This window comes from Rothia sp. HSID18067 (assembly GCF_003989445.1).
Classification (GTDB): Bacteria; Actinomycetota; Actinomycetes; order Actinomycetales; family Micrococcaceae; genus Rothia; species Rothia aeria.
The window spans coordinates 791,479-806,179 of record NZ_RBMF01000001.1 but is presented as its reverse complement, the minus strand read 5'-3'; the positions used below and the strand labels follow the sequence as shown (position 1 = coordinate 806,179).

General features: G+C 55.6%; 12 protein-coding genes. All 12 read left to right on the top strand.

Annotated features, from left to right (window positions below; translation table 11 throughout):
* The first annotated feature begins 253 nt into the window (after positions 1-253).
* The 12 genes from D8M23_RS03510 (at position 254) to D8M23_RS03455 (ending at position 14,699) form a co-directional block, all read left to right on the top strand.
* A complete protein-coding gene (locus tag D8M23_RS03510; protein ID WP_006887206.1) occupies positions 254-934 on the top strand; it encodes a lysophospholipid acyltransferase family protein in 681 nt (226 codons plus the stop codon).
* 90 nt (positions 935-1,024) lie between these two features.
* Positions 1,025-3,004 (top strand): excinuclease ABC subunit UvrC, encoded by a 1,980-nt coding sequence (gene uvrC / locus D8M23_RS03505; RefSeq protein ID WP_126853721.1) that lies wholly within the window; start codon positions 1,025-1,027, stop codon positions 3,002-3,004.
* Positions 3,005-3,075: 71 nt separating this feature from the next.
* Complete coding sequence (rapZ, locus tag D8M23_RS03500; protein ID WP_006887328.1) at positions 3,076-3,960, top strand: RNase adapter RapZ; 885 nt, start codon at positions 3,076-3,078, stop codon at positions 3,958-3,960.
* Positions 3,960-5,024, top strand: coding sequence for a gluconeogenesis factor YvcK family protein (locus tag D8M23_RS03495; protein ID WP_006887264.1), 1,065 nt, complete (start codon positions 3,960-3,962; stop codon positions 5,022-5,024). The genes rapZ and D8M23_RS03495 overlap by 1 nt, the downstream gene beginning before the upstream one ends.
* 124 nt (positions 5,025-5,148) lie before the next feature.
* Positions 5,149-6,165, top strand: coding sequence for a DNA-binding protein WhiA (whiA, locus tag D8M23_RS03490; protein ID WP_126853720.1), 1,017 nt, complete (start codon positions 5,149-5,151; stop codon positions 6,163-6,165).
* A 398-nt stretch (positions 6,166-6,563) separates the two neighbouring features.
* Positions 6,564-7,568: a type I glyceraldehyde-3-phosphate dehydrogenase gene (gene gap / locus D8M23_RS03485; RefSeq protein WP_006887191.1), complete on the top strand. Its 1,005-nt coding sequence runs from the start codon at positions 6,564-6,566 to the stop codon at positions 7,566-7,568.
* A 129-nt stretch (positions 7,569-7,697) separates the two neighbouring features.
* A complete protein-coding gene (locus D8M23_RS03480; protein ID WP_126853719.1) occupies positions 7,698-8,921 on the top strand; it encodes a phosphoglycerate kinase in 1,224 nt (407 codons plus the stop codon).
* A 275-nt stretch (positions 8,922-9,196) separates the two neighbouring features.
* The gene (gene tpiA, locus D8M23_RS03475) at positions 9,197-9,973 is read left to right on the top strand and encodes a triose-phosphate isomerase (RefSeq protein WP_126853718.1); all 777 of its coding nucleotides are present in this window, start codon (positions 9,197-9,199) and stop codon (positions 9,971-9,973) included.
* Positions 9,974-10,316: 343 nt separating this feature from the next.
* Positions 10,317-11,972, top strand: coding sequence for a BCCT family transporter (locus D8M23_RS03470; RefSeq protein ID WP_126853717.1), 1,656 nt, complete (start codon positions 10,317-10,319; stop codon positions 11,970-11,972).
* Positions 11,973-12,296: 324 nt separating this feature from the next.
* A complete protein-coding gene (locus tag D8M23_RS03465; protein WP_126853716.1) occupies positions 12,297-12,722 on the top strand; it encodes a hypothetical protein in 426 nt (141 codons plus the stop codon).
* 153 nt (positions 12,723-12,875) lie between these two features.
* A complete protein-coding gene (gene secG, locus D8M23_RS03460; RefSeq protein ID WP_280926272.1) occupies positions 12,876-13,121 on the top strand; it encodes a preprotein translocase subunit SecG in 246 nt (81 codons plus the stop codon).
* Between the two features lie 198 nt (positions 13,122-13,319).
* Positions 13,320-14,699 (top strand): SWIM zinc finger family protein, encoded by a 1,380-nt coding sequence (locus D8M23_RS03455; RefSeq protein ID WP_126853715.1) that lies wholly within the window; start codon positions 13,320-13,322, stop codon positions 14,697-14,699.
* Positions 14,700-14,701: the final 2 nt, after the last annotated feature.

Sequence of the window (14,701 nt, the reverse complement as noted above, 5' to 3'; positions counted from 1 at the left end):
TTATTACGCTCATTAGGCAGCGTTGGACGCCCCTTGAAGTACACAGCCTGCAGGGCCCAGCCAACAGCTGACAAAGTCCTGTAGGGAGCCCCCAATATAGCCCTATTTTTCAATATAAACGTATCCGGCACAGGACCTCCGTCGAAAACATGTCACTAAATGTCATAATAACCCCATGAACGTACTGAAAAGCTGCGGCACTGTGGAATAATGAGAAGGCAGGTAGGAGGCATCCCCTAGGAGTCACGCATTTATGGTTTTCTACAAACTCAGCCAAAAAACCGTTACCGGGCTATTACGCTCGGTTTTTCGTGCACGAGTCACAGGCCTTGACCACTTCCCCAAAACCGGCCCCGTGATTGTTGCCTCCAACCACCTATCGTTCCTAGACTCCATCATTATTTCCGCAATGATGCCCCGCCGCGTGGCTTTCCTCGCCAAAGCCGAGTACGTTAACACTCCCGGTATTCGTGGTAAAGCCATGAAAGCATTCTTTGAGACTGTCGATATTATCCCGGTGAACCGGTCAGACCGTTCAGAATCCCTCAAAGCACTTGATATTGCGCTAGAGAAACTGAACGAAGGCAAAGTTTTTGGCATCTACCCTGAAGGCACACGCTCCCGTGACGGCTACCTTTACAGAGGGAAAATTGGTGTGGCCTGGCTGGCCCATATGACGGGTGCGCCCGTAGTCCCGGTAGGGCTGATCGGCACCGACCGGCTTCAGAAACCTGGGTCAAACATGGTGTACCCGCACCGGTTCACGATCCGCGTGGGTGAACCCATGTGGTTCGAAAAAACAGGGGAGCAGATGACCGGTAAACAACGCCGCCAAACCACCAACCAGATTATGGACGAAATCGCCCAACTTTCGGGGCAAGCCCGAAAGGACGAATACAATGTTTCGCCCTCTGCTGAGCGTGACGCCGGGTAAGGTGCCCTGCGCCAAAGGCGAGTAAACTTAACCGCGCATCCGCAAAACCCGGCGGATGCGCGGCTTAACTTTTAAGCAACAGGAGGCTATGTGGCAGACCCGCGTTCGTACCGCCCCGCATCGGGTGATATCCCCACCGAGCCGGGAGTGTACCGTTTTCGGGACGAACACGGCCGTGTAGTGTACGTGGGGAAAGCAAAAAATCTGCGTAACCGCCTCAATAGTTATTTCGCTGCCCCTGAACGCTTAGCCCCTAAAACCTACGCCATGGTGCACACCGCCACCAGCGTAGAGTGGACGGTAGTCGGCAGCGAACTGGAATCGCTGCAGCTTGAATACACCTGGATTAAGGAATATAAGCCACGTTTTAATATCGCCTTCCGTGACGATAAATCCTACCCCTACCTTGCGGTCACTATGCGCGATAAGTTCCCGCGTGCACAAGTAATGCGTGGCGACCGTAAAAAAGGCGTGCGGTACTTCGGACCCTACTCACAGGTGTGGGCAATCCGTGAGACGCTGGATGCGTTACTGCGGGTGTTCCCGGTGCGTACCTGCTCACCGGGAGTATTTAAACGTGCCGAAGCATCAGGGCGCCCCTGCCTGCTGGGATATATCGATAAATGCTCCGCACCCTGCGTAGGGCGCATTAGTCCCGAAGAGCACCGCAACCTAGCGGACGGGTTGTGCCGTTTCATGGCCGGTGGAGCCGAAAAATTTATTGCGGAGCTCACCACAGACATGAAAGATGCTGCAGCCAATATGGACTTTGAACGTGCAGCCGTACTGCGTGATGACATCGTGGCACTTACCAAAGCTTTTGAACGTAACGCGGTGGTTCTGAGCGACTCAACAGACGCTGACCTGTTCGCCTTCGTACAAGACGAACTGGAAGCGGCGGTGCAGGTGTTCTTCGTGCGTGGCGGGCGTATCCGCGGTCAACGCGGCTGGATCGTTGAAAAAGTAAACGACGGCAGCGAAGGTGAACTCATTGAACAGCTTCTCGTCCGGTTATATGGTGAAGCCGCCGCACATGTGGCGAGCGCATCCAGCACCCTGGCTGAAGAGACAGACGCGAACCGCCACGAGATTCCCCGCCAAATCCTGGTGCCGGTACTGCCGGATAATGCCGAGCAGCTGCGTGAGTGGCTTTCTGGTGTGCGCGGGGCGAAGGTAAGTATTGCGGTGCCGCAACGCGGCGATAAAGCCGAGCTGATGAAAACTGTTGCCGAGAACGCCCGCCACTCATTGGCTCTGCATAAGAGCCGCCGGGCTGGGGATATTACCACCCGTTCCGCTTCGCTCGTTGAGCTGCAGGAGGCTCTGGAACTTCCCGAACCGCTGATGCGCATTGAGTGCTACGACATTTCGCACGTGCAAGGAACGAACGTGGTGGCCTCTATGGTGGTGTTTGAGGATGGCCTGCCCGCTAAAAGTGCTTACCGTAAATTCTCGGTTAGTGGGGATGCCGCACGGGATGATACCGCCAGCATGTATGACGTAATAACTCGCCGTTTTAAGAGGTATCTCACCGAGCAGCAGCAGCGTGCGCAAGCAGGCCCGCAGCGTTCGGGGGAGGTAGCTTCAGATGCGCATGTGCAGGAGCCGGCGAAGTTCGCGTACCCCCCGAACCTGGTGTTGGTTGATGGCGGCCCGCCGCAGGTGGCGGCCGCCCAGGCTGCGCTGAGCGATTTAGGTGTGGTGGATGTGCACGTTGCCGGTATCGCTAAACGCTTGGAGGAACTGTGGCTGCCGGATGATGATTTTCCGGTGATTCTGCCGCGTAATTCTCAGGCGCTGTTTTTGGTGCAGCGTATCCGGGATGAGGCGCATCGGTTTGCGATTACGTTCCATCGTTCCAAACGCGGTAAGGCGATGGTTGCCTCCGCGTTGGATGCTGTGCCGGGGCTGGGCCCTGCTAAGCGTGAGGCGCTTATTAAACACTTTGGGTCGTTAAAGAAGCTGAAGGCGGCCAGCGCCGATGAGCTGACGCAGGTGCAGGGGGTTGGGTCGTCGTTGGCTTCGAAGATTAGGGAGCATTTTGACGCGGAGGCTGCTGCCTCAGGATGATGCGGTGACCGTGTGATGCCTGTCTAGTATTATTGGATTACCAACTTACTCGCATCAAAGGGGAACGTAATATGAGCGTTGAGTTACAAGAGCAGAAACCGCAGATTTTGGTGATTACAGGTATATCTGGGGCGGGGCGCAGCACCGTAGCTAACGTACTTGAGGACGAGGGCTGGTATGTGATTGATAATATTCCGCCGCAGATGCTTGAATCGCTGGCGGAGCTGGTAACTCGTGACGGTGCTCGTGTGCCGAGGGTGGCTTTGGGTATTGATGTTCGCGCCCGTGCACTGTTTGATGATCTCCCGGCTGCTATCGACACACTTCGAAAATCCGATGTAGATTTTTCGATGCTTTTTTTGGATGCTAAAGACGAGACGATTGTGGCCCGGTATGAGGCGCAGCGTCGCCCGCACCCGTTGCAGGGGGAGGGGCGCGTCCTTGATGGTATTCGCGCGGAGCGCACCCTGTTTGAGGTGTTGCGAACAGCATCCGATCATACGATTGATACAACCGGGATGAACGTTCACGAGCTGGCTCGTACAGTACGTGAAATGTTTGCTGAAGGCGCTGACAAAAAGCTGAATCTGAGCGTGATGAGTTTCGGGTTCAAATACGGCGCACCCGCAGATGCGAACTATATGGCGGATATGCGGTTCATCCCGAACCCGCACTGGATTCCTGAGCTTCGCCCGCTCACCGGCCTAGACGCACCGGTACGTGACTATGTGCTGCAGAACACCGGTACGGAGGAGTTTATTAGCAGCTATCTTGCGGCTTTGCGCCCGGTGCTGGAGGGGTACCGCCGTGAAGGGAAATACTATGCGACTCTTGCGATTGGGTGCACAGGAGGTAAGCATCGGTCGGTTGCCGTGACTGAAGAGATAGCTCGAAGGCTCGGGGAACTGCCCGACGTAAACGTTAACGTACAGCATCGTGATAAGGGCCGCGAATAATGTCTGAAGGAACGAATACGCCCAGCCACTCTTCGGGTAGCAGCAAGAACGTTCCGAAACTACCGCCGCTTCCCACCCAGGCGTTGCGTCTGCTGAAGACTACCCGCCGGGTGCCTAAAGTGACGGCGCTTGGTGGTGGGCACGGATTGTACGGGTCGCTTTCTGCACTGCGGCACGTTACAACGGATGTGACAGCTATTGTAACGGTCGCTGATGACGGCGGGTCATCGGGTCGGCTGCGGAATGAGATGGGTGTACTCCCGCCTGGGGATTTGCGTATGGCTCTTTCGGCACTGTGCGATGACACCGATTGGGGGCGTACATGGAGCGATGTGCTTCAGCACCGGTTCAGCGCCCCGGAGGGGCACACCGGTGAGTTCCCGTTAGACTATCACGCCCTCGGTAACCTGCTGATTGTTACGCTCTGGGAGTTGCTGGGCGACCCTGTGGCTGGCCTGGACTGGGTGGGCGCACTCCTGAACGCGCGCGGCAGGGTGCTTCCGATGGCCTTGGAGCCGCTGGTGATTCAAGGTATTGTGCTTCGTGAGCACGGCGGAGCTTTTGAGCGTGTGCAGGTGCGCGGGCAGGTGAACCTGGCCCATGAGCCGCAGGTGCACAATATCGAGCTGGTTCCTGCCCAGGCGCGTGCCTGCCCTGAGGCGTTGGCCTCAATTGAGGAGGCAGACTGGGTGGTTCTTGGCCCCGGCTCGTGGCGTACTTCCGTGTTACCGCACCTGCTGCTGCGCGAACAGCGTGAGGCGTTAAGCACAACAAACGCTAAACGGTGCGTGGTCATGAACCTGGCGTTGGACGATAAAGAATCCAATGGCCTGGACGCATCCGCTCACCTGAAGCTACTGCAGCAGTATGCCCCCAATCTGCGCCTTGACGTGGTGATCGCTGACCCGAGCAATATGGGTGTGCAAAGCGAATTTGAGGACGCGGCCAGAGAGCTGGGCGCGAAGGTGCTGTGGGCGTCCGTGCGTTCAACCACAAACCCGAATGTGCACGACCCGCTCAAGCTGGCTTCAGCGTACAATGATATGTTTGCTATGCGTTTATAAAACTTTAAGGACGCAGTTAAGACACACACGAGACACACATGCACACGAACGCGGCTATTTGCCGTGTCCCCCGCTTCGAGCGGGTTAGGGCATTGCCCTAATTCTGTTTTGTAAGGAGAGAACAATGGCTCTGACCGCCCTGGTGAAAGAAGAACTTGCCCAATACGAGGCGAGCAAGGCGTCGGTGCGTAAGGCCGAGGTTTCCACTATTTTGCGGTTCACCGGTGCCCTGCATATTGTGGCAGGCCGCATCGTTATTGAATCTGAGGTGGATACCGAGCAGACCGCGCAGCGTATGCAGCAGACTATTGCCGAGATTTACGGACATGAGTCGGAGCTGACGAGTGTTACCGGTGGGGGATTGCGCCGTGGCGGACGCTATATTGTTCGTGTTGACTCCGGGGGAGAGGCGCTGGCTCGGCAGACCGGGCTGCTGGATTTGCGGGGCAGGCCGGTGCGTGGTTTACCCCCCGCTGTGGTGAACGGTTCACTGCAGGATGCTGAGGCCGTTATGCGCGGCGCATTCTTGGCGCATGGGTCGTTAACGGAGCCTGGCCGTTCATCCGCGATTGAGTTCACCTGCCCCGGCCCGGAGGCGGCGCTCGCGTTGGTGGGCGCGGCCCGGCGTCTTGATGTGATGGCGAAGGCCCGCGAGGTGCGTGGCGTGGATCGGGTGGTGGTGCGTGATGGCGAGACTATCGCCCGTCTGCTGGAACGGATGGGTGCCTCGCAGTCGCTGCGTACGTGGCGTGAGCAGCGCACCCGCAAGGAGGTGCGAGCCACGGCGAACCGGCTGGCAAATTTTGATGATGCAAACCTGCGCCGTTCCGCGCAGGCTGCTGTGGCTGCGGGCGCACGGGTGGAACGGGCTCTGCATATTTTGGGTGATGATGTTCCTGAACATCTGAGGTACGCCGGGCAGCTTCGGGTGGCTAATAAGCAGGCGTCGTTGGATGAGCTGGGCCGGTTAGCGGATCCGCCGTTGACGAAAGATGCTATTGCCGGGCGTATTCGCCGTTTGCTGGTGATGGCTGATAAACGTGCACAGGAACTGGGTATCCCCGGTACGGAGCTAAAAGAAGACATTCAGGGAGCAGAGGCCGCTAGGGGCGTCTCTTCTGCCGCCCCCACCGGAGCATAAAACACATGTGCGCACACCGTGGTGCGCGTTTGTTTCCTGCTGCAATGGTGTTTTACGTGTGGGATTGTGCCCTGATAACCCTAATGGTGATGAGGCTGTGCAGACCTCTCACACCCTCATTGTGTTTGTGTTGGAATGCAATTATCCCAACGTGTAGGGCAGGTATAATCCATATAAAACAACAGAAAACAATGGAAAAACAGTCTAAAAGTGACTTGATTCACTAAAAAATCCTACATGAACACACCCAAACACACACGAACTAAGGTATGATTATTACCAACATCAGGCGGTACGCAACCGCGCACCACAGAGCACGGTATGCTTTTGCCATAACCGACCACAAGTCCCGGTGAATGCTGCGGCCGCCGCCCAACGCACTGACAAGGAGAACTTCAGTGACTGTACGTGTAGCAATCAACGGCTTTGGTCGCATCGGCCGCACCTTCTTCCGCGCAGCACGCGAGGAAGGCGTAGGGTTCGAAATCGTCGCCATTAACGACCTTACCAACGTTGATACCCTAGCTCACCTGCTCAAGTACGATTCGATCATGGGTCGTCTGGACGCAGAGGTGGAGGTCAAGGAAAATGCGCTGGTAGTAGATGGCAAGGAAATCAAAATCCTGGCTGAGCGCAACCCTGCTGACCTTCCCTGGAAGGATCTCGGCGTTGACGTAGTGCTCGAATCCACCGGTTTCTTCACCGAGGGCTCCAAAGCGCAGGCGCATATTGACGCTGGTGCAAAGAAAGTTATTATTTCCGCCCCCGGTAAGAACATTGACGGCACCTTCGTGATGGGCGTGAATGACGACCAGTACGACCCCGCAACCCAGCATATTGTTTCGAACGCATCCTGCACCACCAACTGCTTGGCTCCGCTGGCGAAAGTCCTCAACGACTCCTTCGGCATTGAGCGTGGCCTGATGACCACCATCCACGCATACACCGCCGACCAGCGCCTGCAGGATGCTCCTCACTCCGACCTGCGCCGCGCCCGCGCAGCAGCCGTGAACATGGTTCCCACCTCCACCGGTGCGGCAGCCGCTGTTGGCATTGTGCTGCCTGAGCTCAAGGGTAAGCTGGACGGTTTCGCGGTGCGTGTTCCCACCATTACCGGTTCCATTACCGACCTGACCTTCACCACTAACCGCGAGGTCACCAAGGAAGAGGTTAATGCGGCTCTGAAGGCAGCAGCCGAGGGTCCGATGAAGGGCATCATTAAGTACAGCGAAGATCCGATCGTCTCGAAGGATATTGAGGGCGAAGGCATCTCCACCATTTTTGATGCACCGCTGACCAAGGTTATCGGCAACCAGGTGAAGGTTATCGCTTGGTACGACAACGAGTACGGCTACGTAGCACGCCTAGTGATGTTCACCAATAAGGTTGTGGCATCACTCTAATACGTCCGCGTGTAAACGTATAGAGAGAACCCCGGATTCACCGCGTGATTGAGGCGGAGAACCGGGGTTTTCCCATAACAGCCGCTATTATTAAAAGTATCTAAAACCCATTATTAGGAGGATTATCCTATGGCTAAGGCACTGGCAGAACTGCTCGAAGAAGGCGTCGCAGGCCGCCACGTTCTCGTTCGCTCCGACTTGAACGTTCCCCTTAAAGATGGCGTGGTGACCGACGACGGTCGCGTGCGTGCTTCCCTGCCCGTTATTGAAAAGCTTGCTAAGGGCGGCGCTCGCGTGATCGTAACCGCACACCTCGGACGCCCCAAGGGCCAGGTGGACCCGCAGTATTCCATCGCTCCTGCCGCTGCACGTCTAGCCGAGCTGGCTTCCGTACCCGTACAGGTGGCTACCGATCTGGTGGGTGAAGATGCAAAGGCTAAATCAGCAGCCCTGAAAGACGGCGAAGTGCTGGTACTGGAAAATGTGCGTTATGACGCCCGCGAAACCTCGAAGGATGATGCAGAACGCGGCGCATTTGCCGATGAGCTAGTGGCACTGACCGGGCAGAACGGCGCATATGTTGATGATGCGTTCGGGGCGGTACACCGCAAGCACGCCTCCGTGTACGACGTAGCCAAGCGTCTGCCCGCATACTTGGGCGATCTGGTGAAGAAAGAAGTGGACGTTCTGGCGAAAACTTTGAACAACCCCGAGCGTCCCTTCGTGGTCGTTATGGGTGGTGCGAAGGTATCCGATAAGCTTGCTGTTATCGACAACCTTATCGGCAAGGCAGACGCTATTCTCATTGGCGGCGGCATGGGCTACACCTTCGCTTACGCGCAGGGATACAAGGTTGGTAAGTCGCTGCTGGAGAAAGACCAGGTAGAGACCGTGCAGCGCTACCTTGAGACCGCCCCTGCACAGGGTACTGAGATCGTAACTGCCGTAGACGTGGTGTGGGCCGATGATTTCTCAGCAGACGCTAAGACCGAGATCCGCCCCATTGAAGACCTGGAAGGTGGCGAGCTGGGCGCCGAGGGTGAGGGCCTGGATATTGGCCCCAAGAGCCGTGAACTGTTCGCGGAGAAGATTAAGGCAGCTAAAACCGTCTTCTGGAACGGCCCTGTGGGCGTATTCGAGATTGCCCCCTTCGCGGGGGGTACTGAGGCTGTTGCGAAGGCTCTTGCTGAATCGGATGCTTTCTCCATTATTGGTGGCGGGGACTCGGCATCGGCGATCCGCAACCTAGGGTTCGCTGACGAGCAGTTCGGGCACATTTCCACCGGCGGTGGAGCATCCCTCGAATACATTGAGGGTAAGACCCTGCCCGGTCTGGACGCACTGGGTGCCTAACCCTCTGCCCCTTGTCTAATATGCCCCGGCTTATTCGCGCGATAGCGAATGGGCCGGGGTTATCTATAGGACTTAAACTTTCAGCGGTTCACGGCGTGTATCTGGTAATAGGACAGTCCAGTAATGACCGCTAAGTGATGGGTGGGAAGAAACACCGCAGTGGTATATTCGGCGGTGAAAATTCGCGATAAACCGTGTATTTGCACGCCAGAAGCACTAAAATAGAGAGTGAACTTTTCCGTAGCTATGCCCTCTTTGGGGATTGGAGCGAATATATGTCGCGTAAGCCGCTTATTGCTGGTAACTGGAAGATGAACCTAAACCATGTCGAGGCCGTGACCCTAGTTCAGAAACTAGCCTGGACCCTTGACGACGCGAACTTTGACTTTGATAAGACTGAGGTGGCGGTTTTCCCGCCGTTCACCGACATTCGCTCCGTACAGTCTCTCATTGAGGGCGACAAGTTTAGGATCGAGTATGGTGGGCAGGATATTTCGGCTCACGACTCGGGTGCATACACCGGTGAAATCTCCGGGTCGTTCCTCGCCAAGCTCAACGCCGCATACGTGCTAGTGGGCCACTCTGAGCGCCGCACCTACCATGGTGAAACCGACGAGGTATGCGCTGCCAAAGTGCAGGCTGCGTACCGGCACGAAATCACCCCCGTACTGTGCGTGGGAGAGGGACTTGATATCCGCGAAGCCGGTAACCATGTGACCTACACCCTGGAACAGCTGCGTGGCTCAATTTCTGGTCTGACCGCCGAGCAGGCGAAGAGCCTTGTTATTGCCTATGAGCCGGTGTGGGCTATCGGCACCGGTAAGGTTGCCACCGCAGAAGATGCACAGGAAATGGCCGCCGCTATCCGCGCGGAGCTGACCAAGCTCTACTCGGCCGATGTTGCCAACCAGGTACGTGTGCTTTACGGTGGGTCGGTCAAGTCTTCCTCAGCTCCTTCGATTATGGAGCAGGCTGACGTTGATGGTGTGCTTGTTGGCGGGGCGTCGCTACAGGCCGATGAGTTTGCGGCTATTGCGCGGTTCGACGCGTAACATCTGAGACATTATCGCCGGTTATCCTCCGCATTCTGCGCGGCGGGGTAACCGGCGATTTTTTATGCCGCACCGGGCAGTGTGGTATAGAAAACACGGGGAAGACCCCGATGATGTCGCGGAAACCTTAAAACGTGGGGTAGAATTCAAATATAAAGATTTCATAAAGAAAAGACTCATACATTCCTTCTTCTCGAAAAATTTAATATCTAAAATCCCTTTAAAATATTATTTCGTATATTTTGAGGTATTTTCGTGTGCTTTGATTATCTACAATAATTTGGGTTTACAGATGGTTTAGCATTTGTTATACTTTTTCCGGAATGTTTTGAGAAGGTGAGATATGAAGTCGCGCAAATATACGTCTGTTTTTATTGGTTCGTTAATTGTTTCATTAATATTGGTGGCTCTGGGTTTTGTCCCAGGTTACGGAGAAGTTTCTAAAAACTGGAGGGCACTGATCGGAACTGACTTCGGTTGGTTTTACCTCCTGCTTGTAACCCTTATCGTATTGGTCTGCGGGTTTTTTGTTTTAAGCCCCATGGGGCAAATTAAACTTGGAGAGCCTGACTCAAAACCTGAGTATTCCACCGGTTCATGGATTGCCATGCTTTTCTCGGCTGGTATGGGTATCGGTCTAGTTTTCTATGGTGCTGCCGAGCCGCTTTCACACTTTGCTAACAAAACTCCGCATGCTACGCCGGGATCACAGCAAGCAATGGCGGATTCCTTTCAGTTTACGTTCTTCCACTGGGGTATTCACGCCTGGGCTGTGTACGGTATTGTGGCTATGGCTCTGGCATATTTCGGCTTCCGTAAAGAAGAGAAATATCTTCTTTCTGTCACCCTTAAGCCACTCTTTGGTAAAAAAACCGATGGCTGGCTGGGATATATTATAGATATTGTTACTGTTGTGGCAACCGTTATTGGTGTGGCAACCACGCTTGGCTTCGGTGCTATTCAGATTAATGGTGGGCTGAGCTACCTCACTGATAATGCCATTCCCAATAGCATGGAGGTACGCACTGTTATTATCGTAGTAACCACCGGCCTCTTTGTGCTCTCAGCTCTTTCGGGGCTGGGTAAAGGTATTAAAATCCTTTCAAATCTTAATATGATTCTGGCTATCGCACTTCTTGCGATTGCTATTGCGGTTGGCCCCACCGTCAAAATCTTCGACAATATGACGGAATCTATCGGCCTGTACATGCAGAACTTTTTCGAGATGAGCTTCCGAACCGCCGCATTTAACGGTGACGAACGCGCTTGGATTGATAGTTGGACCGTGTTCTACTGGGCATGGTGGATCTCTTGGTCGCCCTTCGTAGGCATCTTTATCGCCCGTATTTCTAAGGGGCGTTCCATCCGCGAATTCTTGACCGTGGTGCTCTTGATTCCAACTGTCCTGAGCTTTATCTGGTTCTCCGCTTTCGGCACGATGGCTAATACGGTACAGCAGAACGGTCTGGAGAATCTGACGAAACTAGAGGATGAGCAGCTGCTGTTCGGCACGTTCAAACACTACCCGCTGGGCATGTTAATGTCGATCATCGCAATCATCCTGATCTTCACCTTCTTCATTACCTCGGCAGACTCAGCAACCTATGTGCTCTCAATGCTTTCCGAAGATGGGCGTCTTATCCCCACTAACGGAAAGAAAGTCGTGTGGGGCGTTATCGTCGCGGGTATTGCAACCGTGCTGCTGTACGCTGGCGGGTTAGACGCTCTGCGGCATACGCTGATTATTATTGCGTTACCGTTCGCCGTTGTGATTGCGTTAATCGTGGTGGCGCTAATAGTTGAGGTGTACCACGAGAAGGTACAGATGGGCTTGTCGATCTCGCCTGACCGTTACCCCGAAAAGGGACAGCCGTTCAAGTCGTACGAATCGTACGAAAGCGAAGACGAAGCTGAGAAGTCTATTGAGGATGAGGCGGATACATCTGCTCAGCAGGTAAAACAGGGGAAGAAAACCTCTGAGCCTGCGAAGCAGGAATAACCTGCCTTCGGCTGAGACGTAAAAACATAAAGAGCCCCTGCTCGCTCTGTACTTGATGGGATGTTGCGAAACGTCCCAATGGTACAGATATCGAGCAGGGGCTCTTAGCGCAGTAGGTGGGTTCTTGAAATGATCCGGTAATCGTGATTACCTCCACGAGAACAGCTCCACGGTCAAACCAAATACCATAAGCCTAGATAAGGTAGTGCTGATTCTCCTGCACCCGCTGTTGCGCATCCATCCTATGAGGGAAAGCTGCTCGCGGGTAGCCAAAAACGGGCGCTGCCCTGAATAACGAGCCGAACACTGGGTAGACTTAAAACCATGGATTCCCTTCTCGCGCCCATCATGATCGCCCTCCTGTGCGTCATAGTGTTCATGATTATTCGCAACCGCAAAGTCCCCGCTCCCACCATGCCCGGAGAACCCGGTGCGAGCTACAACCCAACCACACACTATTACGACAGTAAACGTGACGATTTTCTTAACTGGCTTCACGCCCGCACCAGCTCCCCAGAAATCCCGGTGCAGGTGAAACTGAGGGACTGGGTAGACCAGGGATTCTACGCCGAAGACAGCGGCAACTACTGGGGTATCGCCCAGCAGTTCACCTATTACCTGCTAGAAGGCGGGTATGTGCGCGCCTACGACACCGAAGGGAAAGAACTGACCGCCCAGCGTGTGCTGATCGACCGGCCGGACACGCTGCAGCTGACCCCCAGCGAATACCAGCGCCGCACCACCCGTTAAACTTTTCACCCCCGGTACTGTTCAGCTATGCGCAGCATTAGGGGTGACCAATCCGCTAAGGTGGCGTATAGTTAATACGGTATGCCAAACGGCAGATACGAAAATTACTAGTAACCGCCAATCCCAACAGGAAGGCCCACTGTGGAGACCCTCATGACTGTACTCATGGTAATCATCGCGATTACCAGCGTTATTGCCGTGCTTTTGGTGCTCTTAAACCGCGGCCAGGGCGGCGGCCTCTCAGATATGTTCGGCGGCGGCATGACCAGCTCCCTCAACTCCTCAGGTATGGCATCGAAGAACCTGATCCGTCTGACCGTCACTGTCTCCATCATCTGGGTAGTGGCAATTGTGCTCTATGGATTGGCACTACGCTTTAACGGTCAAATCGTGTTCTAACGTTCTAAAGGTTTTTATCCTTAAGCCCCGGCAGGTGAACCAACCCCGCCGGGGCTTCTCCTATGCCCAACCGCTGCCTGTGCCTACAAACGGATAACGCCGATTATAGTAAGAATGACGAAACCCTGCTTAAAATGTCAGGGCGTTCAGGCATAGTAGTATCGTAAAGCTTCTGCACTACCCCTCGAAGGAACCCTCATGGCATACGAACTGGACTACAACTATCTAGGAGCCTCTACGCTACTGGAACGTGACGGACACCCCGAACTGGCCCTAGCAACCAGCGGCGGCAGCACACCAGAAGGCGCAGCAGCACACCCTTACTTCTTCTCAGGATTCATGGAACGCCCCGATGTGATCGCAGCATCGTTGCTGGTGGTCGCGCGTGTGGCCCGCACCCACTACTACACCCCGCCCGGCATGGTCGCCGCCATTTTGCGGGCCGCAGACCCGGTAGTGACTAGCACCCGTGAAGGCCTACGGTTTGAATCCTTTAGCGCCTGCTGCGGTGTCTATGCCCGACTTGACGTAGACTCCTCCGCCCTAGACGCCAGCCACAGCGCCGTGGGCGTGACCAATGTGGACGTGAATCCGCCGCTTCGCACCGCCTTAGCTTCCCTCCGGGCTGGCGAACCCCTCCACATGGATGTTGGTGATGAGGGGCTGCTGACCACCACCTTAGACGGTGAAGTAATGGAAGATAAAGTGCCCCTGCCGGTGCGCTGGCTCAAAGGGTTCGCCGAAACACAGATGCTCTCATCCCTGATGAAACCCACCCATTCTCTGGACGCGGCAGCAGCCCGCACCTTCATCCAGGGGCTGCCGCGCCAATCCGCCACGAAAAGCGTCATGTGGGCAACCCGGGCAGTGCGTTCGCTGAGGCTGGCCACCCGAGCCACCGCCGGGTCGGTGTGCGTGGCCGGGCCGGAGCGGCTGCGGGTGCTTGAACCGCTCATCCGCTTCATGACCCGCCTGGAAGCATACAGCGAACCGGTCACCTCAGGTAACGCCCCGGTGGCGAGCGTGTGGGTGGCCCACTTGCCGGGTGCGCGCCTGAGCATCGGGTTAAGCCCCGAAAAATCACGCGGATTCTCGGGGGAAGGCTCTGTGCTGCAGGCGCTCTCAGGCCCGTCAGTTGCTGAAAACGCGGATATGCTCAGCGTGCTTCTCTCCTTTGAGCCGCGTATTGAAGTGCCCGTCATGTCTGCACGCAGCGGGCTGAACGAAACGCAAGTACGCGACGCCCTCGCGTTACTGGCATCCTCCGGGCAGGTCGGTTTTGATGTGCAGGCGGGGGAGTACTTCCACCGGCCGCTGCCCGTGCAGGCAGATGCTCTGCAGGCTATGCATCCGCGGCTGGTGGGTGCGCAGAAACTGGTGGACTCCGGCGCAGTGCGGGATGACGAAAGCGGAACGTACCGTGTGCAGTCGCGGGACACGTTCTACACGGTAACCCCCGCCGAGAAAATCGAAGAATACCGGTGCACCTGCCCGTGGTGGGTGAAATACCGGGGCACCCGAGGCCCCTGCAAACATGTACTGGCGGTAAGCATTAAACGTCGTGGCGGGCTGAATTAGCC

Bases quoted from the DNA above. Each gene is read 5' to 3' on its own strand.
- D8M23_RS03480 (WP_126853719.1), top strand. From the start codon at position 7,698: ATGGCTAAGGCACTGGCAGAACTGCTCGAAGAAGGCGTCGCAGGCCGC.
- D8M23_RS03455 (WP_126853715.1), top strand. From the start codon at position 13,320: ATGGCATACGAACTGGACTACAACTATCTAGGAGCCTCTACGCTACTG.
- rapZ (WP_006887328.1), top strand. From the start codon at position 3,076: ATGAGCGTTGAGTTACAAGAGCAGAAACCGCAGATTTTGGTGATTACA.
- D8M23_RS03465 (WP_126853716.1), top strand. From the start codon at position 12,297: ATGGATTCCCTTCTCGCGCCCATCATGATCGCCCTCCTGTGCGTCATA.
- D8M23_RS03470 (WP_126853717.1), top strand. From the start codon at position 10,317: ATGAAGTCGCGCAAATATACGTCTGTTTTTATTGGTTCGTTAATTGTT.
- D8M23_RS03510 (WP_006887206.1), top strand. From the start codon at position 254: ATGGTTTTCTACAAACTCAGCCAAAAAACCGTTACCGGGCTATTACGC.
- tpiA (WP_126853718.1), top strand. From the start codon at position 9,197: ATGTCGCGTAAGCCGCTTATTGCTGGTAACTGGAAGATGAACCTAAAC.
- D8M23_RS03495 (WP_006887264.1), top strand. From the start codon at position 3,960: ATGTCTGAAGGAACGAATACGCCCAGCCACTCTTCGGGTAGCAGCAAG.
- secG (WP_280926272.1), top strand. From the start codon at position 12,876: ATGACTGTACTCATGGTAATCATCGCGATTACCAGCGTTATTGCCGTG.
- whiA (WP_126853720.1), top strand. From the start codon at position 5,149: ATGGCTCTGACCGCCCTGGTGAAAGAAGAACTTGCCCAATACGAGGCG.